General features: G+C 65.9%; 16 protein-coding genes and 1 rRNA gene. 12 read left to right on the top strand and 5 right to left on the bottom strand.

Annotation, left to right across the window (positions count from 1 at the left end):
- The 7 genes from rrf to yfiB form a co-directional block, all read left to right on the top strand.
- Positions 1-75 (top strand): 5S ribosomal RNA (rrf, locus tag AC3WK8_RS20100); the annotation flags it as partial.
- A 160-nt stretch (positions 76-235) separates the two neighbouring features.
- Positions 236-3,688 (top strand): exodeoxyribonuclease V subunit gamma, encoded by a 3,453-nt coding sequence (gene recC / locus AC3WK8_RS20095; RefSeq protein ID WP_103325691.1) that lies wholly within the window; start codon positions 236-238, stop codon positions 3,686-3,688.
- Positions 3,685-7,374 carry an exodeoxyribonuclease V subunit beta gene (gene recB / locus AC3WK8_RS20090; protein ID WP_103325690.1) on the top strand — a complete coding sequence of 1,230 codons (3,690 nt, stop codon included), beginning with the start codon at positions 3,685-3,687 and terminating at the stop codon, positions 7,372-7,374. The genes recC and recB overlap by 4 nt, the downstream gene beginning before the upstream one ends.
- Positions 7,371-9,440 (top strand): exodeoxyribonuclease V subunit alpha, encoded by a 2,070-nt coding sequence (recD, locus tag AC3WK8_RS20085; protein WP_053136775.1) that lies wholly within the window; start codon positions 7,371-7,373, stop codon positions 9,438-9,440. The genes recB and recD overlap by 4 nt, the downstream gene beginning before the upstream one ends.
- A 104-nt stretch (positions 9,441-9,544) precedes the next feature.
- Positions 9,545-10,126 (top strand): regulatory sequestration protein YfiR, encoded by a 582-nt coding sequence (gene yfiR, locus AC3WK8_RS20080; protein WP_103325689.1) that lies wholly within the window; start codon positions 9,545-9,547, stop codon positions 10,124-10,126.
- Positions 10,123-11,388, top strand: a complete 1,266-nt coding sequence (gene dgcN, locus AC3WK8_RS20075; RefSeq protein WP_103325688.1) for a diguanylate cyclase DgcN/YfiN — start codon at positions 10,123-10,125, stop codon at positions 11,386-11,388. Before yfiR ends, dgcN begins: the two co-directional genes overlap by 4 nt.
- A gap of 17 nt (positions 11,389-11,405) precedes the next feature.
- Entirely contained in the window at positions 11,406-11,897 is a 492-nt protein-coding gene (gene yfiB, locus AC3WK8_RS20070) for an outer membrane lipoprotein YfiB (RefSeq protein WP_022642128.1), read from the top strand.
- 70 nt (positions 11,898-11,967) lie between these two features.
- Here yfiB and AC3WK8_RS20065 read toward each other — a convergent pair whose 3' ends face one another.
- On the bottom strand, positions 11,968-12,918 hold the full coding sequence (locus AC3WK8_RS20065) for a LysR family transcriptional regulator (RefSeq protein ID WP_022642129.1): 951 nt from the start codon (positions 12,916-12,918) through the stop codon (positions 11,968-11,970).
- A gap of 147 nt (positions 12,919-13,065) precedes the next feature.
- On the opposite strand from AC3WK8_RS20065, the gene AC3WK8_RS20060 reads away from it, so the two are divergent.
- Both AC3WK8_RS20060 and mmsB read left to right on the top strand, forming a co-directional pair.
- A complete protein-coding gene (locus AC3WK8_RS20060; RefSeq protein ID WP_022642130.1) occupies positions 13,066-14,592 on the top strand; it encodes a CoA-acylating methylmalonate-semialdehyde dehydrogenase in 1,527 nt (508 codons plus the stop codon).
- A 10-nt stretch (positions 14,593-14,602) separates the two neighbouring features.
- Positions 14,603-15,490: a 3-hydroxyisobutyrate dehydrogenase gene (gene mmsB / locus AC3WK8_RS20055; protein ID WP_085598873.1), complete on the top strand. Its 888-nt coding sequence runs from the start codon at positions 14,603-14,605 to the stop codon at positions 15,488-15,490.
- Positions 15,491-15,607: 117 nt separating this feature from the next.
- On the opposite strand, the gene AC3WK8_RS20050 is transcribed toward mmsB, so the two are convergent.
- The 3 genes from AC3WK8_RS20050 to AC3WK8_RS20040 form a co-directional block, all read right to left on the bottom strand.
- Complete coding sequence (locus AC3WK8_RS20050; protein ID WP_085598875.1) at positions 15,608-16,126, bottom strand: RES family NAD+ phosphorylase; 519 nt, start codon at positions 16,124-16,126, stop codon at positions 15,608-15,610.
- A complete protein-coding gene (locus AC3WK8_RS20045; protein ID WP_085598877.1) occupies positions 16,123-16,608 on the bottom strand; it encodes an Xre family toxin-antitoxin system antitoxin in 486 nt (161 codons plus the stop codon). Before AC3WK8_RS20045 ends, AC3WK8_RS20050 begins: the two co-directional genes overlap by 4 nt.
- A 123-nt stretch (positions 16,609-16,731) precedes the next feature.
- Positions 16,732-17,076 carry a cupin domain-containing protein gene (locus tag AC3WK8_RS20040; RefSeq protein WP_085598879.1) on the bottom strand — a complete coding sequence of 115 codons (345 nt, stop codon included), beginning with the start codon at positions 17,074-17,076 and terminating at the stop codon, positions 16,732-16,734.
- Between the two features lie 262 nt (positions 17,077-17,338).
- On the opposite strand from AC3WK8_RS20040, the gene kynB reads away from it, so the two are divergent.
- The 3 genes from kynB to pdxR all read left to right on the top strand — a co-directional run bounded on the left by kynB (position 17,339) and on the right by pdxR (position 20,545).
- Positions 17,339-17,980: an arylformamidase gene (gene kynB, locus AC3WK8_RS20035; RefSeq protein WP_053136781.1), complete on the top strand. Its 642-nt coding sequence runs from the start codon at positions 17,339-17,341 to the stop codon at positions 17,978-17,980.
- Between the two features lie 91 nt (positions 17,981-18,071).
- Positions 18,072-18,923, top strand: coding sequence for a tryptophan 2,3-dioxygenase (kynA, locus tag AC3WK8_RS20030; RefSeq protein ID WP_103325687.1), 852 nt, complete (start codon positions 18,072-18,074; stop codon positions 18,921-18,923).
- 122 nt (positions 18,924-19,045) lie between these two features.
- Positions 19,046-20,545, top strand: a complete 1,500-nt coding sequence (gene pdxR, locus AC3WK8_RS20025) for a MocR-like pyridoxine biosynthesis transcription factor PdxR (RefSeq protein ID WP_085598885.1) — start codon at positions 19,046-19,048, stop codon at positions 20,543-20,545.
- A gap of 165 nt (positions 20,546-20,710) precedes the next feature.
- Here pdxR and AC3WK8_RS20020 read toward each other — a convergent pair whose 3' ends face one another.
- Positions 20,711-21,919 (bottom strand): benzoate/H(+) symporter BenE family transporter, encoded by a 1,209-nt coding sequence (locus AC3WK8_RS20020; RefSeq protein ID WP_085598887.1) that lies wholly within the window; start codon positions 21,917-21,919, stop codon positions 20,711-20,713.
- Positions 21,920-21,953 lie beyond the last annotated feature (34 nt).

The raw sequence follows: 21,953 nt of genomic DNA, 5'->3' as shown, positions 1-21,953 counted from the left end.
GAACTCAGCAGTGAAACGATGCATCGCCGATGGTAGTGTGGGGTTTCCCCATGTGAGAGTAGGTCATCGTCAAGATTAAATTCCGAAACCCCAATTGCGAAAGCAGTTGGGGTTTTGTCTTTGCGCGGACGAAAAACCATAGCGGCCCACAGCTCTTTGATCGGCTCGGCTGCCAGCCTTCCGTGACAGTGCTAAGGTTCCGCCCTAGCTTTTTGCATTCTCCAAGGAAGCCCTTATGCCGGACGTCTCGTCCATCAACCCTGGTTTCATGGTGGTTCATGGCAACCGCCTGGACGAGTTGCGCAGCCTGGTGGTCAGCTGGATGCGGCGTTACCCACTGGCTCCCCTGGAAAATGAAATCGCCCTGGTCCAGAGCAACGGTATTGCCCAGTGGTTGAAGCTGGCCCTGGCCGAAGACCCAGAGGACGATGACTCCGGCGGTTGTGGCATCGCTGCTGCCATCGATGTGCAATTGCCCGGCAGCTTCATGTGGCAGCTGTATCGCCAGGTACTGGGACGCGACGAGATCCCGCCCAAGTCCCTGCTGGACAAGGCCCCGTTGACCTGGCGACTGATGCGCCTGCTACCGGAGCTGATCGACGAGCCCCATTTCGAGCCCCTGCAACGCTTCCTGACCCACGACAGCGACTTGCGCAAACGCTATCAGTTGGCCGAGCGCCTGGCCGACCTGTTCGACCAGTACCAGGTGTACCGCGCCGACTGGCTGGAAGACTGGGCCGCAGGCCGCCACCAACTGCGCAACGTCCGCGGCGAGCCCAAGCCCCTGACCCCGGCCAACTGCTGGCAGGCTGAGCTATGGCGAGCGCTGCTCCTGGATGTTGGCACCGAAGGCATGGCCCAGAGCCGTGCAGGCGTGCACCAGCGCTTCATCGAACGCATCAACCACCTGCACACCGCCCCCTCTGGCTTGCCGTCCCGGGTGATCGTCTTCGGCATCTCCTCATTACCGGCCCAAGTGCTGGAAGCCCTGGCCGGCCTGGCTCGCTTCAGCCAGGTGCTGCTCTGCGTGCACAACCCTTGCCGCCACCACTGGGCCGATATCGTTGCCGACAAAGACCTGTTGCGCCACCAGTACAAACGCCAGGCGCGCAAGGCCGGCATGCCTCAAGCCCTAGACCCGGAGACCCTGCACCAGCACGCGCACCCCTTGCTGGCCGCCTGGGGCAAGCAAGGCCGGGACTACATCAACCTGCTGGACAGCTACGACGATCCCAACAGTTATCGCGCGGCCTTTCGCGATGGACGGATCGACCTGTTCAGCGAGAGCCGCCCTGCCAGCATGCTCCAGCAACTGCAGGACGACATCCTCGAGCTGCGCCCCCTCGGCGAAACCCGCGAACTGTGGCCAGGGGTCGATCCGCAACAGGACCAGTCGATCCGTTTCCACATTGCCCATAGCGCCCAGCGCGAGGTGGAGATCCTCCACGACCAGTTGCTGGCCCGCTTCAGCGCCGACCCCGATCTGCGCCCACGGGATGTGATCGTCATGGTCCCGGACATCGACAGCTACGCACCGCATATTCGGGCGGTGTTCGGCCAGCTGGAGCGTGATGACCGGCGCTTCATCCCCTTTACTCTCACCGACCAGGGCCAGCGTGGCCGCGACCCGCTGCTGATCGCCGTGGAACACCTGTTGAAGCTTCCGGACAGCCGCTTTCCGGTCAGCGAAATCCTCGACCTGCTGGACGTCCCGGCGTTGCGTGCACGTTTCGGCGTCGACGAAGCCGACTTGCCCACCCTGCATCGCTGGATCGAAGGCGCCGGCATCCGTTGGGGCATGAATGCCGAACAACGGGCCGAATTGGGCCTGCCCCAGGAGCTGGAGCAGAACAGCTGGCGTTTCGGTCTGCGGCGGATGCTGCTGGGTTATGCCGTCGGTCGTTCCGCGGCCTGCGACGGAATCGAACCCTACGATGAAATCGGTGGCCTGGACGCAGCCCTCATCGGCCCGTTGGTGGCCCTGCTCGATGCCCTGCAACTGGCCTACGAGCAGCTCTGCCAGCCCGCCGCGCCGGAGCAGTGGGGCGAACGCCTGCACAATCTGCTGGAGCTGTTCTTCCTGGCCAGCACCGAACATGACGACTACCTGCTGGGCCAACTGGAAGACCTGCGTGAAACCTGGCTCGAAACCTGCGAAGCCGTGGGCCTGCAAGATGAGCTGCCGCTGACCGTGGTCCGCGAAGCCTGGCTGGCGGGCCTCGACCAGGGGCGCCTGTCCCAGCGCTTCCTCGCCGGTGCGGTGAATTTCTGCACCCTGATGCCGATGCGTGCCATTCCCTTCAAGCTGGTGTGCCTTTTGGGAATGAACGATGGCGACTATCCACGGGCCCAGCCGCCGCTGGACTTCGACCTGATGGGCAGCGACTACCGTCCGGGCGATCGTTCGCGCCGCGAAGACGATCGCTACCTGCTGCTCGAGGCCCTGCTTTCGGCCCGTGACCAGCTCTATATCAGCTGGGTCGGCCGCAGTATCCGCGACAACAGCGAGCGCCCCGCGTCGGTACTGATCGGCCAATTGCGCGATCACCTGGCCAGTGGTTGGCACCTGGCGGACAACGGCCAATCGCTGTTGGAAGAACTGACCCAGGAGCATCCGTTGCAACCCTTCAGCGCTCGCTATTTCCACGACAGCGATCCGCTGTTCAGCTATGCCCGGGAGTGGCAGGTGCTGCACCAGGACCGCGAAGAGCAGGCTGTGGCCGAGCGCCTGGAGCCCTACGTGCAGGAAGAACCCCTGAGCCTGGCCCAGTTGCAGGATTTCCTGCGTCACCCGGTTCGGCATTTCTTCAGCCAGCGGCTCAAGGTGTTCTTCGAAGCGATGGAGGCCCCCCAGGCCGATGAAGAACCCTTCGTTCTCGATGCGCTGCAACGCTACAACCTCAGCGACAGCCTGCTTGCAGCCGCGCTGGCCAATGTCGAGCAGCCGGAGCAGGCATTGCAGGACCAGGCCCAGCGTCTCCAGGCCAGCGGCCTGCTGCCCATGGCCGGTTTTGGCGAGTGCCTGCAGCGGGAGTTGATGGAGCCGCTGCCCGACCTGCTGCAACGCTATCGGCAGCTGTTGGCCCTGTGGCCAACGCCCCTGGCCAGCGCCTTGCCCATCAGCCTGGAAGTGCAGGGCGTACGGATCGAAGGCTGGCTCAGTGCCCTGTACCAGCGGGCCGACGGTGGCTTGCTGGCGGTGACCACCATCGCCAACGCCATCGGCTCCACCAAGACCCGCAAATGGCACCGGCTGATCAAGCCGTGGATCAACCACTTGCTGGCCTGTGCCAGCGATTACCGCCTGACCACGGCGCTGGTGGCCAGCGATGACAGCCTGTTGCTGGCTCCTTTGGAGCCGCAAGTGGCCCGGCAGATCCTCGAGGACTTGCTGCGCGCCTGGCAGGCGGGCATGCGCCAGCCATTGCCCGTGGCGATCAAGACCGCCTTCGCCTGGCTGGGCCAGGGCGATCCGGACAAGGCCGCGGCCGCCGCGCGCAAGACCTACGATGGCGATGGCCAGAACAGCCAGGGCGAACGTCGTGAAAGCCCAGCCCTGGCCCGGCAGTTCGCCGACTACAACGCATTGATTGCCGATGAAACCTTCAGCGCCTGGGCCGAAACCCTTTATCGCCCGCTGCTCGATGCACCCTGGCGCTCGGCCCTCGGCGAGGAGGCCGGCGCATGACTGTACAGACTCCCCTGGCCCTGGCTTTTCCCCTGCGTGGCAGCCAGCTGATCGAGGCCAGCGCCGGCACCGGCAAGACCTTCACCATTTCCGCACTCTACCTGCGCCTGGTGCTGGGCCATGGCGGCGCAACCGCGGGCTTTGGCCGCGAACTGCTGCCGCCGCAGATCCTGGTGGTGACCTTCACCGATGCCGCCACCAAGGAATTGCGCGAGCGTATCCGCACCCGCCTGGCCGAGGCCGCCCGCTTCTTCCGCGACGAGATCCCGGCCCCGGACGGCCTGATCGAACAGTTGCGCCAAGAATATTCCGCCGAGCAATGGGCGGCCTGCGCCAACCGCCTGGATATCGCCGCCCAATGGATGGATGAGGCCGCGGTTTCCACCATCCATAGTTGGTGCCAACGCATGTTGCGTGAGCACGCTTTTGACAGCGGCAGCCTGTTCACCCAGACCCTGGAGACCGACCACAGTGACCTGCTGGGCGAGGTCCTGCGCGACTACTGGCGGCTGTTCTGCTATCCGCTGCAAGGTGAGGCGCTGAACTGGGTGCGCAGCCATTGGGTGGGGCCGGCCGAACTGCTGCCCCGGGTCCGGGCGTTGTTCGGCAATGAGCGACGCGATCCACAGGACCAGACGCCCGGCGAGCTGATCGATGCCAGCCTGCAAGAGCGCCGCGCGGCCCTGGTGCAGATCAAGGCTCCCTGGCGCCAATGGGCCGAGGAATTGCGCGAGATCTGCCTGCAAGGGGTGGCGAGCAAGAGTGTCGATGGCCGCAAGATGCAGGCCCGCTATTTCGAGCCCTGGTTCGACAAGATCAGCGCCTGGGCCGAGGACGAGAGCCTCGAGCAACTGGATATCGGCACCGGTTTCAGCCGCCTGACGCCCGAAGGCATGGGCGAAGCCTGGAAGGGCGAGCCTCCCAGCCATCCCGGTCTCGATGCCATGGCCGGGCTCAAGGCCAGCCTCGAGGCTTTGCCCAGCCCGGATGCGGCGGTGCTGCAACACGCCGCGCAGTGGGTCGGGGCGCGGTTCGAGGAAGAGAAGCGCCGTCGCGCCGAGATGGGCTTCGACGACATGCTGTTGCGCCTCGATGGCGCCTTGCAGAATGACGATGGCGGGCGCCTGGCCAGCCTGATTCGCGAGCAATTCCCGGTGGCCCTGATCGACGAATTCCAGGACACCGACCCGGTGCAGTACCGGATCTTCGAGAGCATCTACCGCATCGAGGACAACGACCCGGCGACCGGGCTGTTCCTGATCGGCGACCCCAAGCAGGCGATCTATGCCTTTCGCGGCGCCGATATCTATACCTACCTGCGAGCGCGCCAGGCCACCGATGGCCGCTTGCACACCCTGGGTACCAACTTCCGCTCCAGCCAGGCCATGGTCGCTGCGGTCAACCATGTCTTCCTGCAAGCCGAGCAGCGCCCCCAAGGGCGCGGTGCCTTCCTGTTCCGCCAGAGCAATGGCAACAACCCGGTGCCGTTCCTGCCCGTGGCGGCCCAGGATCGCCAAGAGCGTTTGCAGGTCGATGGGCAACCGCTGCCGGCGTTGAATTTCTGGCTGCTGCCCTCGGAACAACCAGTATCCGGTGCTTTGTATCGCCAGCAACAGGCCGCCGCCTGTGCCAGTGCCATCGTCGGCTTGCTCAACGGTGGCCAGCAGGGCCGCAGCGGTTTCGTTCGCGATCAGCAAGGGTGCACGGGCCTGCTGCCCGCCGACATCGCCATCCTGGTGCGCGACGGCAAGGAGGCCCAGGCCATCCGTACCGAGCTGGCTGCCCGTGGCGTGCGCAGTGTCTACCTCTCGGACAAGGATTCGGTATTCGCCGCCCAGGAGGCCCGCGACCTGCTGGTGTGGCTCAAGGCCTGCGCCGAGCCGGATGTGGAGCGACCGCTACGGGCGGCCCTGGCTTCGCTGACCCTTGACCTGCCGCTGCTGGAGCTGGAGCGCCTGAACCAGGATGAACTGGCCTGGGAAGCACGGGTCATGCAGTTCCGTGGTTACCGTGGGATCTGGCGCAGCCAGGGCGTACTGCCGATGCTGCGCCGCCTGCTGCACGACTTCCAGCTACCCCAGGCGCTGATGGCCCGCAGCGATGGCGAGCGGGTGCTGACCAACCTCCTGCACCTGTGCGAGCTGCTGCAGCAGAACGCCGCCGAGTTGGATGGCGAGCAGGCGCTGATCCGCCACCTGGCCGAGCACCTGGCGCTCTCCGGACAGGCCGGCGAAGAGCAGATCCTGCGCCTGGAAAGCGATGAACAACTGGTCAAGGTGGTCACCATCCACAAGTCCAAGGGCCTGGAGTATCCCTTGGTCTTCCTGCCATTCATCTGTTCCACCAAACCGGTGGACGGCAGCCGCTTGCCGTTGCATTACCACGATGGCGCCGGCAAGCCCCAGGTCAGCCTACGACCCACCGAGCAACTGATCGCCCAGGCCGACGAAGAACGCCTGGCCGAGGACCTGCGCCTGCTCTATGTGGCCCTGACCCGGGCCCGGCATGCCTGCTGGCTGGGGGTTGCCGATCTCAAGCGGGGCAACCAGGGCAGTTCCATCCTGCATCTTTCGGCCCTGGGCTATCTCTTGGGGGGCGGTGCGGCGCTCACTGAATCCACGGGCCTGCAGCGTTGGCTGCTGGATCTGCAGCAAGGCTGCCCGGCCATCGGCGTGGGCGAGTTGCCGGCCGTCGATGACCAGCGTTTCCATCCGCCTCGCAACCCGGCCCGCCTGCTGGCCCCGCTGGTGCCCGCACGACGTGCGGCGGAGCACTGGTGGATCGCGTCCTACAGCGCCCTGCGCATCAGCGACACCCTCGGCAGTGCCAGCCAGGCGCCGGACGACCCCCAGGCCCAGAAGCTGTTCGACGACGAACGCCTGGATCCCGAGGCCCCTCGGGAAGTGGTCGCCAGCAGTGGCGATATCCACCGTTTCCCCCGTGGACCGAATCCCGGCACCTTCCTCCATGGCCTGTTGGAGTGGGCGGTCGGGGAGGGTTTCGATGCCAGTCCCGAGGCGATCACCGATGCCGTCGCTCGCCGCTGCAACCGCCGTGGCTGGCAAGGCTGGATCCCGACCCTGAGCGGCTGGCTGCAGCATCTGTTGCAGGCGCCGATGCCCGTTGGCGATGGCCAGCCGCCGGTGGTGCTGGGACAACTGGACCAGTACCGGGTCGAAATGGAGTTCTGGTTCGCCAGCCACAAGGTCGATGTGCTCAAGCTTGATGAACTGGTGCGCCAGCAGACTCACCAGGGCGCGGCCCGGGTCACCGCCGAGCCGGTGCTGCTCAATGGCATGTTCAAGGGTTTCATCGACCTGACGTTCGAGCACCACGGCCGTTACTACGTGGCTGACTACAAATCCAACTGGCTGGGCGCCGATGACGCCGCCTACACCGAGCAGGCCATGGAACAATCGATTCTCGACAACCGCTACGACCTGCAATACGTGCTGTACCTGCTGGCCCTGCATCGACAGTTGAAAGCCCGCCTGGCCGACTACGACTACGACCGGCACATGGGCGGCGCCTTGTACCTGTTCCTGCGCGGTACCCATTCGGCCAGCCAGGGTGTGTATTTCGCCCGGCCGCCACGGCAGTTGATCGAACGCCTGGACCTGATGTTCCAGGGCCGGGTCGAGCCACCCAAGGCCGAACCGGCCTGGGAGCAGGGAGTACTGCTATGACCCCGGACCTGTTTGGCGCCCTGGACGAGCCGGTTCCCCAAGCCCCGGACCTGGCGCCACTGAGCCATTGTGCCGACCTGTTGCTGTTGCTCGATCGTTGGGTCGCCCGTGGCTGGCTGCGGGCCCTGGACAGGGCCTTCGTCGGTTTCCTCCATGAACTGGATCCGGACTGCGACCCGCTGGTGCTTATGGCCGCGGCCCTGACCAGCCATCAATTGGGACATGGGCACGTTTGCCTGGATCTGTTCGAGACACTCAAGGAGCCGGATTTCGCCCTGTCGCTGCCACCCGAGGGCGATGTGCAGGGCGGCGCCCCGGTGTTGCCGTCCCAGGTCCTGGCCAGCCTCGAAGGCGCCCACTGGTGCAAGGTGCTGGCCGGCAGCCGGCTGGTGGCCCTGGCGGCGGATCATGGCGAGGCCGCCCGGCAACGGCCGTTGGTGCTGTCGGGCAAGCGCCTGTACCTGAGGCGCTACTGGGCCTACGAGCGGCGCATCGACCAGGCCTTGCGCCAGCGCCTGGCCCAGACCGAGGCGGCCCCGGAACACCTGGCCCGGCGCCTCGACGACTTGTTCGGCGCGGCCCGGCCATCCGGTCCCGTCGACTGGCAGAAGCTCGCCTGCGCCCTGGCCACCCGGGGTGCGTTCAGCATCATCACCGGCGGCCCGGGCACCGGCAAGACCACCACCGTGGTGCGCCTGCTGGCCTTGCTCCAGGGGCCGGCGGTGGAGGCGCGCAAGCCGCTGCGCATCCGCCTGGCGGCGCCCACTGGCAAGGCGGCGGCGCGTCTGACCGAGTCCATCAGCCTGCAGGTTCGCTCGCTGTCGGTGGCCGATGAAGTGCGGGAAAAGATCCCCAGCGACGTCACCACCGTGCACCGTCTGCTGGGCAATCGACCCGGCACCCGGCACTTCCGCCATCACGCCGGCAATCGCCTGCCGCTGGATGTACTGGTGGTGGATGAAGCCTCGATGATCGACCTGGAAATGATGGCCAACCTGCTGGACGCCTTGCCGGCCCATGCCCGCCTGGTGCTGCTGGGGGACAAGGACCAGTTGGCGTCGGTGGAGGCCGGGGCGGTGCTGGGCGACCTGTGCCGCGATGCCGAGGCCGGTTGGTATGACCCTCGGACCCGGGCCTGGCTGGAAGCGGTCAGCGGTGAAGACCTCTCCACCAGCGGCTTGCAGGAAGACACCGGGCACCAGCATCCGCTGGCCCAGCAAGTGGTGATGCTGCGTCACTCCCGGCGCTTCGGCGAAGGCAGCGGCATCGGCCAGCTGGCGCGCTGGGTCAACCAGCAGCAAGCCGACGAAGCCCGTCGCCTGCTGGCGGCGCGCAGTCATGCCGACCTGTACTGCCTGGGTCTCAAGGGCGAACAGGATCGGGCCCTGGAGCGGCTGTTGCTGGAAGGTCACGGCGAAGGGCCGCAAGGTTATCGTCACTACCTGAATGTCCTGCGCAGCCAGCGTCCCGCCGCCGACACTGCTGTCGACGACCGGCTCTGGACCGACTGGGCACGTCATGTCTTGCAGGCCTTCGACCGCTTCCAGCTGCTGTGCGCGGTGCGCAAGGGGCCTTGGGGCGTGGAGAACCTCAACCTGCGCGTGACCCAGGCCTTGTTCAAGGCGCGGCTGATCGACAGCGACCAGCAGTGGTACGAGGGCCGGCCAGTGCTGATGACCCGCAACGACTACGGCCTGGGCCTGATGAATGGCGATATCGGCATCGCCCTGCACCTGCCGGAGCAAGGGGGGCGCCAGGTGCTGCGCGTGGCCTTCCCGCGCAACGACGGCCAGGGCGGAGTGCGCCTGGTACTACCCAGCCGTCTGAATGATATCGAGACGGTCTATGCCATGACGGTGCACAAGTCCCAGGGCTCGGAGTTCGCCCACACTGCGTTGATCCTGCCCGATGCGTTGAATCCGGTGCTGACCAAGGAGCTGATCTACACCGGCATCACCCGCGCCAAGGACTGGTTCAGCCTGATCGAGCCCCGTGCCGGAGTGTTCGAGGAGGCAGTGCGGCGCAAGGTCAAGCGCTTGAGCGGGCTGATGCTGGAGCTGGACTGACGCCCCGGTTCCAGGCATCTTGCAGCGCTTCGATATCGCGGCACTTTCCTGGGCTGTGCTATCGTTGCGGCATCATTTCCGTGAAAATCAACGAGATTCCCTGCATGGACGTGGCTGTCTTGAGGACAGAGCGTATTTTAGGGTGGCGGCAGTGCGTGCTGTCGACCTTCCTCTGCCTGTTCAGCCTGTTGGCCATCGCTCAGCCGGAACCCTCGGCCCCGGTCAGCCTGGCCGAGCAGCGCGCGAAGGCGGTGACGCAGGTGGTGCTGGGCATCCTCAGCTACGCTCGTTGGCCGGTGGAGCCCGCCCAGCTGCGACTGTGCGTGGTAGGTCCCACCGAATACACCGACGATCTCCTCAAGGGCGCCACCCAGGCGACCGGGCGTCCGGTATTGGTGCGCCGCCTGCTGGCCAGCAACCCGAAGATCGCCAGTGACTGCGACTCGGTCTATGTCGGCAAGCTGACCGTCGAGGAACGCACCCGGCTCTTCAGCTCGTTGACCGGCCAGCCGGTACTGAGCATCAGCGAGGGCGGCGACCAATGCACCGTGGGCAGCCTGTTCTGCCTGCGGGTCAGCGACAGCCAGGTGTCGTTCGAGGTCAACCTGGACTCCGTAGCCCGCAGTGGGGTGAGAATCCATCCCAGCGTGCTGCAACTGTCCCGTCGACGCCCGGCCACGCCATGAAACTGTTCAAGCCCAACCCCCGCCCCACGTTGCGGTCGGTCATAGGTCGCGGCCACCTGGCGGTCGCCTTGCTGGCGATCGGCCTGGCCAGCTTGTCGCTGACCTGCCTGGGCGTGCTGGCGCTGCGGGTGTACGCCGACCACAACCTGCACCTGATCGCCCGCTCCATCAGTTACACGGTGGAAGCCGCGGTAGTGTTCAACGACAGCGGTGCGGCCGCCGACTCCCTGGCCCTGATCGCCTCCACCGAAGAGGTGGCCGATGCCAAGGTGTACGACAGCCAGGGCCAGTTGCTGGCCAGTTGGCAGCGCCCCGACAGCGGCCTGCTGGCCAACCTGGAAATGCACATCGCCAGTGCCTTCCTGGAAAAACCCATCAGCCTGCCGATCTTCCGCCAGGGCCAGGAGATCGGCACGGTCAACGTCACCGGCCATGGCGGCAACCTGTTGCGCTTCCTCTTCAGCGGCCTGGTGGGCATCGTGCTGTGCATCGCCTTGAGCGCCTGGGCGGCGCTGTACCTGGCGCGCCGGCAAATGCGCGGCATTACCGGCCCCCTGCGCAGCCTGGCGGACGTGGCCCACGCGGCCCGGCGCGAACGAGCCTTCGACCAGCGGGTGCCGCCGGCGCAAATCGCCGAGCTGGACAACCTGGGCAATGACTTCAATGCCCTGCTCGATGAGCTGGAGGTCTGGCAGACCCACCTGCAGAGCGAAAACGAAACCCTGGCCCACCAGGCCAGCCATGACAGCCTCACCGGCCTGCCCAACCGGGCGTTCTTCGAGGGCCGGCTGATCCGCGCCTTGCGCAGTGCCAACAAGCACAACGAGCGCATGGCGGTGCTGTTCCTGGACAGCGACCGGTTCAAGGAGATCAACGACAACTTCGGCCATGCCGCCGGCGATGCGGTACTGGTGGCGGTGGCGACGCGGATCCGCGCGCAACTGCGTGAGGACGACCTGGTGGGGCGCCTGGGTGGCGACGAATTCGCGGTGCTGCTGACGCCGCTGCACCGGGTCGAGGATGCCCAGCGCATCGCCGACAAGATCATCAGCAGCATGGAGGTGCCGATCCAGTTGCCTGGCAGCCTGTCGATCCTGACGTCGCTGAGTATCGGCATCGCCGTGTACCCGGAGCATGGCGCCACTCCGGGCAGTCTGTTGAACGCCGCCGATGCGGCCATGTACCAGGCCAAGCGTGGCGCGCGAGGCGGGCAACACACAGTGGGGGCGGAGTCCCCCGTCCAGGTTCAAAACAGGAGCTAATTCCCTTGTTTTCATCGATGCAACGTCCGGTTCGACTTTTCAGCACCCTGGTGTTCATGGCCCTGCTGGCCCTGAGTGGTTGCCAGAGCGTGCCGCCCAAGGGGCTGACCCCGAAGCAGATCGCGGTATTGAAACAGGAGGGCTTCGAACTGACGGATGAAGGCTGGGCCTTCGGCCTGTCGGGCAAGGTCCTGTTCGGCAGCGACGTGGAAAGCCTCAATCCGGCCAGCACCGCGATCGTCCAGCGCATCGGCACGGCCCTGCTCAGCGTCGATATCCAGAAGGTGCGGGTCGACGGCCATACCGATGCCTCGGGCAAGGAGGCCTACAACGTGCAACTTTCCGTGCGCCGCGCCAAGAGCGTGGTCAAGGTGCTGACCCAGGTCGGCATGCGTGAAGAGAACATCCAGTTGCGCGGCCTGGGCAGCAGCGAGCCGGTGGCTTCCAACAGCACCCCGGCCGGGCGCACCGAGAACCGCCGGGTATCGATCGTGGTGATCGCCGACTGACCGGCGTTCCACGCTATAGCGGCTGTAGTCCTACGGCCGTTTCTCCAGGCCGCGCGTGCCAGAGGGCCATCTAGGGGGCGCTGAACGACATGTTCCGGCTGTCCCCCATCAACAGGGGCTGGTTCTGCTCGGTCACTTCCCTGATGTAATCCCACAACAAGGTGATGCGCTTGAGCTTGCGCAGGTCCTCGCGGCAGTACATCCAAAACTGCCGGGTCAGGTTGATTTCCTTGGGCAGCACCGGCAGCAGGCGTGGGTCCTGGGCGGCGAGGAAGCACGGCAGGATCGCCAGCGAGCGGCCCTGTTGCGCCGCCACGTATTGGGCGATGACGCTGGTGCTGCGCAGGTGGGCGCTGGCCCCGGGCACCACGTTGGCCAGGTACAGCAGCTCGGAGCTGAAGGCCAGGTCGTCGACATAGCTGATGAACTGATGCTCGCCCAGGTCGCTGGGGCGGCGGATCGGCGGGTGGCGATCGAGGTATTCCTGGGTGGCGTACAGCTGCAGGCGGTAGTCGCATAGCTTGCAGCACACATAGGGCCCGTGCTCCGGGCGCTCCAGGGCGATGACGATATCGGCCTCGCGCTTGGACAGGCTGATGAAGTGCGGCAGCGGCAGGATATCCACCGAGATCGCCGGGTAGGCGCCGAGGAAGTGGCTCAACTGCGGGGTGATGAAGAAGGTGCCGAAGCCTTCGGTGCAGCCCATCCGTACATGCCCGGAGAGCGCCACGCCGGACCCCGAGACCTGCTCGCAGGCCATGTGCAGGGTGCTTTCGATGGCCTCGGCGTAGCCCAGCAGGCGTTGGCCCTCGGCGGTCAGGACGAAACCGTTGGTACGGGATTTCTCGAACAACAGGGTGCCCAGGGCGGTTTCCAGCGAACCGATGCGCCGCGACACCGTGGTGTAGTCCACCGCCAGGCGCTTGGCCGCGCTGCTGGCCTTGCGGGTACGGGCCACTTCCAGGAAGAACTTCAGGTCGTCCCAGTTCAGGCCGCTCAGGGAGGTGATGTTTTTTTGCATGATGGACCGGATTTTATGTGCGTTCTTATTAGAAGTTTGCACATCTATACTCCAAAAACAGTCCGACACCAACTCGCGACGCCTCTCTTTTCAAGGCCTGCAATGCCTTGGCTCCCTGCATAAGAACCCAAGAAGTCAGGAGACCCCATGAACGCATCCCTCCAGTCCGGTGGCACCACCCTGCAGCAGGTCAAGCTGTTGATCGACGGTCAATGGGTCCAGTCCCAGAGCCAGGAATGGCATGACATCGTCAACCCGGCGACCCAGGAAGTGCTGGCCAAGGTGCCATTTGCCACCGCTGCCGAAGTCGACGCCGCGATCGCCGCGGCCCAACGCGCCTTCCAGACCTGGAAACTGACCCCGATCGGCGCGCGGATGCGCATCATGCTCAAGCTCCAGGCCCTGATCCGCGAGCACTCCAAGCGTATCGCCCAGGTCCTGAGCGCCGAGCAGGGCAAGACCATCGCCGATGCCGAAGGTGACATTTTCCGTGGCCTGGAAGTGGTCGAGCATGCCTGCTCCATCGGCACCCTGCAGATGGGCGAGTTCGCCGAGAACGTCGCCGGCGGCGTGGATACCTACACCCTGCGCCAGCCTATCGGCGTGTGCGCCGGCATCACCCCGTTCAACTTCCCGGCGATGATCCCGCTGTGGATGTTCCCGATGGCCATCGCCTGCGGCAACACCTTCGTCCTCAAGCCTTCCGAGCAAGACCCACTGTCCACCATGTTGCTGGTGGAGCTGGCGGTGGAGGCGGGAGTCCCGGCCGGCGTGCTCAACGTGGTCCATGGCGGCAAGGAAGTGGTGGATGCCCTGTGCACCCACGCCGATATCAAGGCCGTGTCCTTCGTCGGCTCCACTGCCGTCGGCACCCATGTCTATGACCTGGCGGGCAAGCATGGCAAGCGCGTGCAATCGATGATGGGTGCCAAGAACCACGCCGTGGTGCTGCCTGACGCCAACCGTACCCAGACCGTCAACGCCCTGGCCGGTGCGGCGTTCGGCGCGGCCGGCCAACGGTGCATGGCCACCTCGGTGGCGGTGCTGGTGGGCAAGGCTCGCGAATGGCTGCCGGACATCAAGGAAGCCGCGAGCAAGCTCAAGGTCAACGCCGGTTGCGAGCCGGGCACCGATGTCGGTCCAGTGATCTCCAAGCGGGCCAAGGAGCGCGTGCTGGGCCTGATCGAAAGCGGTATCAAGGAAGGCGCCAAGCTCGAGCTGGACGGCCGTGACGTCAAGGTCCCGGGCTACGAGCAAGGCAACTTCGTCGGCCCGACCCTGTTCTCCGGGGTGACCACCGACATGCAGATCTACACCCAGGAAATCTTCGGCCCGGTGCTGGTGGTGCTGGAAGTCGACACCCTCGACCAGGCCATCGCCCTGGTCAACGCCAACCCCTTCGGCAACGGCACCGGCCTGTTCACCCAGAGCGGCGCGGCGGCACGCAAGTTCCAGAGCGAAATCGACGTTGGCCAGGTGGGGATCAACATCCCGATCCCGGTGCCGGTACCGTTCTTCAGCTTCACCGGTTCGCGCGGTTCCAAGCTCGGCGACCTGGGGCCCTACGGCAAGCAAGTGGTGCAGTTCTACACTCAGACCAAGACCGTCACCAGCCGCTGGTTCGACGATGACAGCGTCAACGACGGTGTGAACACCACCATCAGCCTGCGTTGAGGAGCCTGACATGAACATCGCATTCATCGGCCTGGGCAACATGGGCGCGCCCATGGCCCGCAACCTGATCAAGGCCGGCCACCAGCTGAACCTGTTCGATCTCAACCAGAGCGTGCTGGCCGAGCTGGCGCAACTGGGCGGGCGCATCAGCGCCTCGCCCAAGGCCGCCGCCGCAGGCGCCGAACTGGTGATCACCATGCTGCCGGCCGCCGCCCATGTGCGTAGCGTCTGGCTCGGCGAAGACGGCGTGCTGGCGGGCATCGCCCGTGGCGTGCCGGCGGTGGACTGCAGCACCATCGACCCGCAGACCGCCCGCGAAGTGGCCAATGCCGCGGCCAAGCAGGGCGTGGCCATGGCCGATGCGCCGGTTTCCGGCGGCACTGGCGGCGCCCAGGCCGGCACCCTGACCTTCATGGTCGGGGCCAGCGCCGAGTTGTTCGCCACCCTGCAGCCGGTACTGGCGCAGATGGGTCGCAATATCGTGCACTGTGGCGAGGTCGGCACCGGGCAGATCGCCAAGATCTGCAACAACCTGCTGCTGGGCATCTCGATGATCGGCGTCAGCGAAGCCATGGCCCTGGGTGATGCCCTGGGTATCGACACCAAGGTGCTGGCCGGGATCATCAACAGTTCCACCGGGCGTTGCTGGAGCTCCGACACCTACAACCCGTGGCCGGGAGTGATCGAGACCGCGCCTGCCGCGCGCGGCTACACCGGCGGTTTTGGCGCCGAGCTGATGCTCAAGGACCTGGGGCTGGCCACCGAGGCTGCCCGCCAGGCCCATCAGCCGGTGGTTCTGGGCGCGGTGGCCCAGCAGCTGTACCAGGCCATGAGCCAGCGCGGGGAAGGTGGCAAGGACTTCTCGGCCATCGTCAACAGCTACCGCAAGCCGCAGTGACCCTCTGCGTGGCGAGGAGCCGCTCCTCGCCACGAATACCGTCTCATGATCGCAGCCCCCCGAATGGGGGCGTTTCCGGGAATCCGCGTCGGGCGGCTTCCCGTTTTTTTTGCCCGCTCAGTTGGGCCGGCCAGCCGGAGTGCGCGCTGGCGGATTGAGGCGGGTATCGAGGCCGAAGCGCTCCTGGATCACCACCTGGTACAACCCCTTGGCCAACAGCGGGTTGAGCAGGATGTTCCAGCTGTGGCGCGAAACCGAGGAGGGCACCAGCACGAAGGGATGCTCGGCCAGCAACTGGTCGGCGAATTGCTGCTGGCCGGCACTGGGAATGCCCGGCACCAGCCAGTTGGGATTGGGCACGCGGCCTTCGTCCAGGCGGTAGATGGTCGATGGGTCGTGGATCAGCGCCCCGGTCAGCACATGGGGCACCTGGTCGAGCGCGGCGAACCCCTTGTGCACGGCCACCTCGAGGATCGCCGTGGCAGGGTCGGCGCTGCCGTACACGGCCTTGACCCCCTTGGAGTTCCAGCGCCCGCCGCACAGCTCGGCGCCGATGCCGCTGTCCCAGCTGTCGGCGTGCTGCGCGGCGTCCAGGCGCCAGAAGTGGACGGCACTGCCGCCGGGGACGCTGATCACTGATAGACCCCGTATTCCAGGCGGGTGAGGAACTCATCCACCAGCTCGAAGCCGATGGGGTTGGTCAGCAGGTCCACCGGCTTGTGGCCGTCCAGGGCCATCACCGGCTTGGCCATCCACTCCTGGGCCTGTTCGCTGCTGCCGAAGATCTCCTGGGCCTTGGACAGGACCTGGGCGAAGCGCACCGCCCGGGCACTCTGCTCCGGGTTCAGCGGTTCGTCGGGAGTCTTCAGGCGCCGGTGCAGGGTGCGCTCGGACAGGCCGATGATCTTGGCCAGGACCTGTTCGTCCTTGAGCATGGGCACCGAAGACACGAACTTGACGATCGCCGCCAGCGGAATGCCTTCCTCGGTCAGGCGATAGATGGAGATGCGGTCGTCGAAACGCGCCCGGCCACCGAGCAGGATCTGCGAGGTCCGATCCTTCAATACGGGTTTGCCGCGTCGTTTCACAGCGATATCGCTACCGGTCATTGCAACCATGGGCGTGACTCCTGCCTTTGCCATTTGGCAGGGATTATAACGACATTTGGCAGGTTGCGCCGAGCCGGGCGTCGCCAGGCCGGGCGGACCGGCCGGACGCGGTCTCGCCTTGTACGACAGGACTCAGGCGAACACGAAATACTTGCGCACGGTCTGCACCACTTCCCAGGTGCCCCGCATGCCGGGCTCGACCACGAAGATGTCGCCGGCTCGCAGGTGGATCGGCTCCTGGCCATCCGGAGTGATCACGCAGTAGCCCTCCTGGAAGTGGCAGTACTCCCATTTCTCGTAGGCCACCCGCCATTTGCCCGGGGTGCAAATCCAGGTGCCCATGATCTTGCTGCCATCTTCGCTGGTGTAGGCGTTGAGGTTGACGGTATGGGGATCGCCTTCGAGTTTTTCCCATTTGCAGGCGTCGAGGACCGGCAGTGGATGGGTATCGCGCAGAACGGTGATGGGCTTGGACATGCTGTGCTCCTGGCAGGTCGCGAACTGGAAAGCGCACCCTATAGCGCACGGCGCCAGTGGGGATGCCTGGACTCGACACCCAGCTATCCAGAAACGCTGCACCGGGGGCTTGGAGCTGCTTGCAGGCTTGAAAGATTCATCCGCCAAATCCGGCTTTATTGGCAGTTCTTGCGAAACATCCAGGGTTGCTCGCGTTATTTCGCAAGAATCTTTACCGGCTTCGCTCGTATCATTCAGTCCGGACCGACCGAGAGCCGCACCCATGGAAAACACTCCCCGCTGGTGGGATATCAGCCCACCCTTGAGTACCGCGACCCCGACCTGGCCGGGGGATACCCCATTCCAGGAGGAGCGCGTCTGGCAGTTCGGGCCCGAGTGCCCGGTGAATGTCGGGCGTATCACCTTGTCCCCCCACACCGGCGCCCATGTCGATGCGCCGCTGCATTACCGCCCTGACGGCTTGCCCATCGGCGAAGTAGCGCTGGATGTGTACATGGGGCCGTGCCGGGTCCTGCACTGCCTGGGCAGCGGCCCGCTGGTGCAACCCGAGGACTTGCTCGGGCGCCTGGACGACCTGCCCCGGCGAGTGCTGCTGCGGACCTACCGTGAGGCTCCGCTGAGCGCCTGGGATCCTGACTTCACCGCCGTCGCCCAGGCCACCATCGACTTGCTGGCCAGCCTCGGTGTGCGCCTGGTGGGCATCGACACGCCCTCCCTGGACCCGCAACAGTCCAAGACCATGGATGCCCACAACGCCGTGGCCCGGCATGGCATGGCGATCCTCGAAGGAGTGGTGCTCGACCAGGTGCCCGAAGGCGACTACGAACTGATTGCCCTGCCACTGCGCTTCGCCCACCTGGATGCCAGTCCGGTGCGGGCGATCCTGCGCCCGTTGGCCGATTGATTCCTACAATAACTAATACGGCGGGCCACTCGCGCACCCTTGCCCAGGCACAGGTGCCGGACCCAGCCGACCGAGACGAGGAGCCCACGCGATGAGCCAATGTCCCTTTTCAAGCAACCCACCGGATGAATGGCATAACGCCCAGCTGAATTTCTCCGACTCCATGAGCTACGGCGACTACCTGGACCTGGGGCGCATCCTCAGCGCCCAGCATCCGTTGTCGCCAGACCACAACGAGATGTTGTTCATCATCCAGCACCAGACCTCCGAGCTGTGGATGAAACTCATGCTCCACGAACTCAAGGCCGCCCGTGAGCAGGTGCGCCAGAGCCAGCTGGCGCCGGCGTTCAAGATGCTGGCGCGGGTCTCGCGGATCTTCGACCAGTTGGTACATGCCTGGGCGGTGCTGGCCACCATGACCCCTTCGGAATACAAGTCCATCCGTCCGTACCTGGGCCAGTCCTCGGGCTTCCAGTCGGTCCAGTACCGCGATATCGAATTCATCCTGGGCAACAAGAGTGCGGCTCTGCTGCGTCCCCATGCCCACCGTCCCGAGCTGCTGCAGGCGCTGCAGGAATCCATCGCCACCCCGTCGCTGTACGACGAGGCGATCGCCCTGATGGCCCGCAGCGGCCTGGACATCGATCCGCAGCGCCTGGCGCTCAACAGCACCAGCGCGACCCAGCATGATCCGTCGGTAGAGGCGGCCTGGCGCCAGGTGTATGCCGATCCTGCGAAATACTGGGACCTGTACCAGTTGGCGGAAAAGTTCATCGACCTCGAAGACTCGTTCCGCCAGTGGCGCTTCCGCCATGTGACCACCGTGGAGCGGATCATCGGCTTCCAGCCCGGCACCGGCGGAACCGAGGGCGTGGGCTACCTGCGCAAGATGCTCGATACCGTGCTGTTCCCCGAGTTGTGGCGCGTACGTTCGCCGCAATGATCCAGACCAACGCCCCGCCAGCCGGGGCGTTTTTCATCGGCCGGCCAGCAGGTGACCGACCAGGTTCCCGGAGTTAAAGTGGCCGCCCTTCAGGCGGATTTTCACTTGCCCAGGCAGACCACATGGCCCAGATATTCGAACTCGAGACCCTGAACATGCGGCTCAACGACCCGGAGTTCCAGGCGTTGGACCTGCATCAGCGCATCCAGCGCGCCCTGTGCGGGCTGATCCTCGATGGCGCCCTCGACCCGGGATTGAAGCTGCCGGCGACCCGGGTCCTGGCCAAGTCCCTGGGGGTATCGCGCGATACCGTGGAGAACGCCTATGTGCAGTTGCAGCGCGATGGCTTCATCGTCCGCCGCGAAGGATCCGGCAGCTATGTCAGCCAGACCATCGGCGCCCAGTTGCGCGGCGCGGCGCGTCGCCGCCTGCGCTGGCAGGAGCAACCGTCCAGTGCCCGGGAGCCGGGTTCGGGCCTGAGCCGCCGGGGGCGGGTGCTGTTCGAGCGCGGCGGGGTCAGCGACCAGCAAGTGGTCCGTGCCTTTGCCACGGGCCTGCCGGAAACCCGCAGCTTTCCGCTGGCGGCCTGGGAGCGCCTGCAGCGCCAGGTGCTCAAGGAATCCCGCGCCACGGTGCTGCTGCATGGCGATCCGCAAGGCGCCGAGCCGCTGCGCAAGGCCATCGCCGCCTACCTCAACCTGGAGCGCGGGGCCAAGGTGGTGCCGGGGCAGATCCTGGTGTTGAGCAGTACCCGCCAGGCGCTGTTCCTGTGTGCCCAACTGCTGGTGGACGCCGGCAAGCCGATCCTGATGGAGAACCCCGGCTACTTCGGCGCCCGCAAGGCCTTCGAGGCCGCCGAGGCGCGGATCGTGCCCATCGAGGTCGACGCCCAGGGCCTGCGCACCGACCTGCTGCGGGCCGACCGCAGCGGCGCCCAATGCGTCTATGTGACCCCATCGCACCAGTACCCCAGTGGCGCCACCCTGGCCCTGGAGCGCCGGCTGGAACTGACCCGCTGGGCCGCCGAGCACCAACGCTGGATCATCGAGGACGACTACGACAGCGAGTTCCACTACGACGGCTTGCCCACCGCCTGCGTCCAGGGCCTGGACCCCTACCAGCGGACGCTGTACATCGGCACCTTCAGCAAGACCCTGTACCCCGGCCTGCGCATGGGCTACATGGTCCTGCCCGAGGAGTTGGTGGCGCCCTTCAGCGCGGCCCGCAGCATCATGGACGGCCACACTCCGCAGATCCTCCAGCTGACCCTGGCGCGGTTCATGGAGGAGGGGCACTACAACGCTCACGTGCGGGCCATGCGCAAGCTCTACGCCGGCCGCCGGCAGGCCATGCTCGAGGCCATCGAGCGCCATCTGGCGGGCATCGCCCGGGCCTTGCCGCCGCCAGGCGGCCTGCAGATCCCCTGCCTGCTGGAACCCGGCTGGACCGAGCACGAGACCCAGCGCCGGGCGGCTGCCATCGGCCTGCAACTGCCCGGGCTCAGCCGGCTGTATGCCGGCCAACACAAGGAGCAAGGCTGGCTGCTGGGTTATGCGTCCCTGAGCGCCCATGAAATCGATGCCGCCATGGCGCGCCTGGGGCAGGCCCTGCGAACCCCTTAGCAGGCCGTTGAAAATCTACCTGCGTTGCCATCGCTGCGTTGAAAACCGGCTGGTGCGCCAGCCCGGTCAAAATGCTCATTTACCACTCGTAAACTGCGCTTTTTCGCCTGTTTTCGCCTTGCGCTGGCTGCCTCGCCTACGTTTTCAACGGCCTGTTGGCCAGCCTCAGGAACGTGCGTTGCTGGCGCTGAAGCGGCGATACCGGCCATGGATCAGCAGGTGGGCGGTCAAGCCGGCCAGCAGCCCCCAGAATGCCCCGCCGATGCCCAGCAAGGTGACATTGGCCGCCGTGGCGAGGAAGGTGATCAGCGCGGTTTCCCGGGTCCTGGCATCGGCCATGGCGTTGCCCAGGCTGCCGCCGATGGCGCCCAGCAGCGCCAGGCCCGCCAGGGTGCCGATGAACGCCTTGGGCAGCACCAGGAACAGGCTGGCCAGGGTCACGCCGAAGGTCCCCACCAGGATGTACAGCAGCCCGCAGGCGATGCCGGCGAGGTAGCGCTTGCTCGGGTCCGGGTGGGCATCCTTGCCGGTGCAGATGGCGGCGGTGATTGCCGCCACGTTGAAGGCATGGGCACCGAACGGCGCCATCAGCAGCGAGCCCAGCCCGGTGACCCTGAGCAGCGGGTTGGCGCTGGTGGCGAAGCCATCGTTGCGCAGCACCAGCATGCCCGGCATGTACTGGCCGGTCAGGGTGATGACGAACAGCGGCAGCGCCACCCCGAGCAGGGCTTGGACGGAGAATTGCGGAGCGGTGAACAGCGGCGTCGCCAGGCTCGGCTGCAAGGCGCCGAAGTCGATCCGCTGCTGGGCCACCAACAGGCCCAGGCCGATGAGCAGGATACCCACCACGGCGAACCGCGAGGTGAAGCGCCGCAGCAGTGCATAGGACACCAGCAGCACCATCACCAGCCAGGGATCGCTGCTGGCGCCGCCAAAGGCATTGATCCCGAACTGCAGCAGGATGCCGGCCAACAAACCTGCGGCGATCCCCTGGGGAATCAGCCGCACCAGCTTGTCGAAGGCCCCGGACAGGCCCAGGAGCATGAAGCCCAGGGCCGAGACCATGTAGGCGCCGATCGCTTCGGCGTAGGGCGTGCCAGGCAGTACCGTGGCCAGGAACGCCGCCCCGGGTGTCGACCAGGCGGTGATGATCGGAGCCCGGTGGCGCAGGCTCAGCCAGAGTCCGGTGACGCCCACGCCCACAGACACCGCCCAGACCCAGGAGGCGGTCTGGGCCGGCGTCAGTTGGGCCAGTTCAGCGGCCTGGAGCACCAGGACGAAGGTCCCGCCATAGTTCACCAGCACCGAGATCAGCGCCGCCACCGTGGGGGAAAAGAAATCGCTCGGCCTCAGGCCCGCGGTCGTTCTGCTCATATGCCACTCTCCATCCAGGATCCGGTTCCCGGGC

This window comes from Pseudomonas sp. FW507-12TSA, assembly GCF_058781435.1.
This window is presented reverse-complemented; position numbering and strand designations above follow the sequence as displayed.

Excerpts from the sequence above, each read along its gene's own strand:
- yfiB (WP_022642128.1), top strand. The coding sequence starts at position 11,406 with ATGCAACGTCCGGTTCGACTTTTCAGCACCCTGGTGTTCATGGCCCTG.
- kynB (WP_053136781.1), top strand. The coding sequence starts at position 17,339 with ATGGAAAACACTCCCCGCTGGTGGGATATCAGCCCACCCTTGAGTACC.
- AC3WK8_RS20020 (WP_085598887.1), bottom strand. The coding sequence starts at position 21,919 with ATGAGCAGAACGACCGCGGGCCTGAGGCCGAGCGATTTCTTTTCCCCC.
- AC3WK8_RS20040 (WP_085598879.1), bottom strand. The coding sequence starts at position 17,076 with ATGTCCAAGCCCATCACCGTTCTGCGCGATACCCATCCACTGCCGGTC.
- AC3WK8_RS20045 (WP_085598877.1), bottom strand. The coding sequence starts at position 16,608 with ATGGTTGCAATGACCGGTAGCGATATCGCTGTGAAACGACGCGGCAAA.
- pdxR (WP_085598885.1), top strand. The coding sequence starts at position 19,046 with ATGGCCCAGATATTCGAACTCGAGACCCTGAACATGCGGCTCAACGAC.
- recB (WP_103325690.1), top strand. The coding sequence starts at position 3,685 with ATGACTGTACAGACTCCCCTGGCCCTGGCTTTTCCCCTGCGTGGCAGC.
- recD (WP_053136775.1), top strand. The coding sequence starts at position 7,371 with ATGACCCCGGACCTGTTTGGCGCCCTGGACGAGCCGGTTCCCCAAGCC.
- recC (WP_103325691.1), top strand. The coding sequence starts at position 236 with ATGCCGGACGTCTCGTCCATCAACCCTGGTTTCATGGTGGTTCATGGC.
- dgcN (WP_103325688.1), top strand. The coding sequence starts at position 10,123 with ATGAAACTGTTCAAGCCCAACCCCCGCCCCACGTTGCGGTCGGTCATA.
- mmsB (WP_085598873.1), top strand. The coding sequence starts at position 14,603 with ATGAACATCGCATTCATCGGCCTGGGCAACATGGGCGCGCCCATGGCC.
- kynA (WP_103325687.1), top strand. The coding sequence starts at position 18,072 with ATGAGCCAATGTCCCTTTTCAAGCAACCCACCGGATGAATGGCATAAC.
- AC3WK8_RS20065 (WP_022642129.1), bottom strand. The coding sequence starts at position 12,918 with ATGCAAAAAAACATCACCTCCCTGAGCGGCCTGAACTGGGACGACCTG.
- AC3WK8_RS20060 (WP_022642130.1), top strand. The coding sequence starts at position 13,066 with ATGAACGCATCCCTCCAGTCCGGTGGCACCACCCTGCAGCAGGTCAAG.
- yfiR (WP_103325689.1), top strand. The coding sequence starts at position 9,545 with ATGGACGTGGCTGTCTTGAGGACAGAGCGTATTTTAGGGTGGCGGCAG.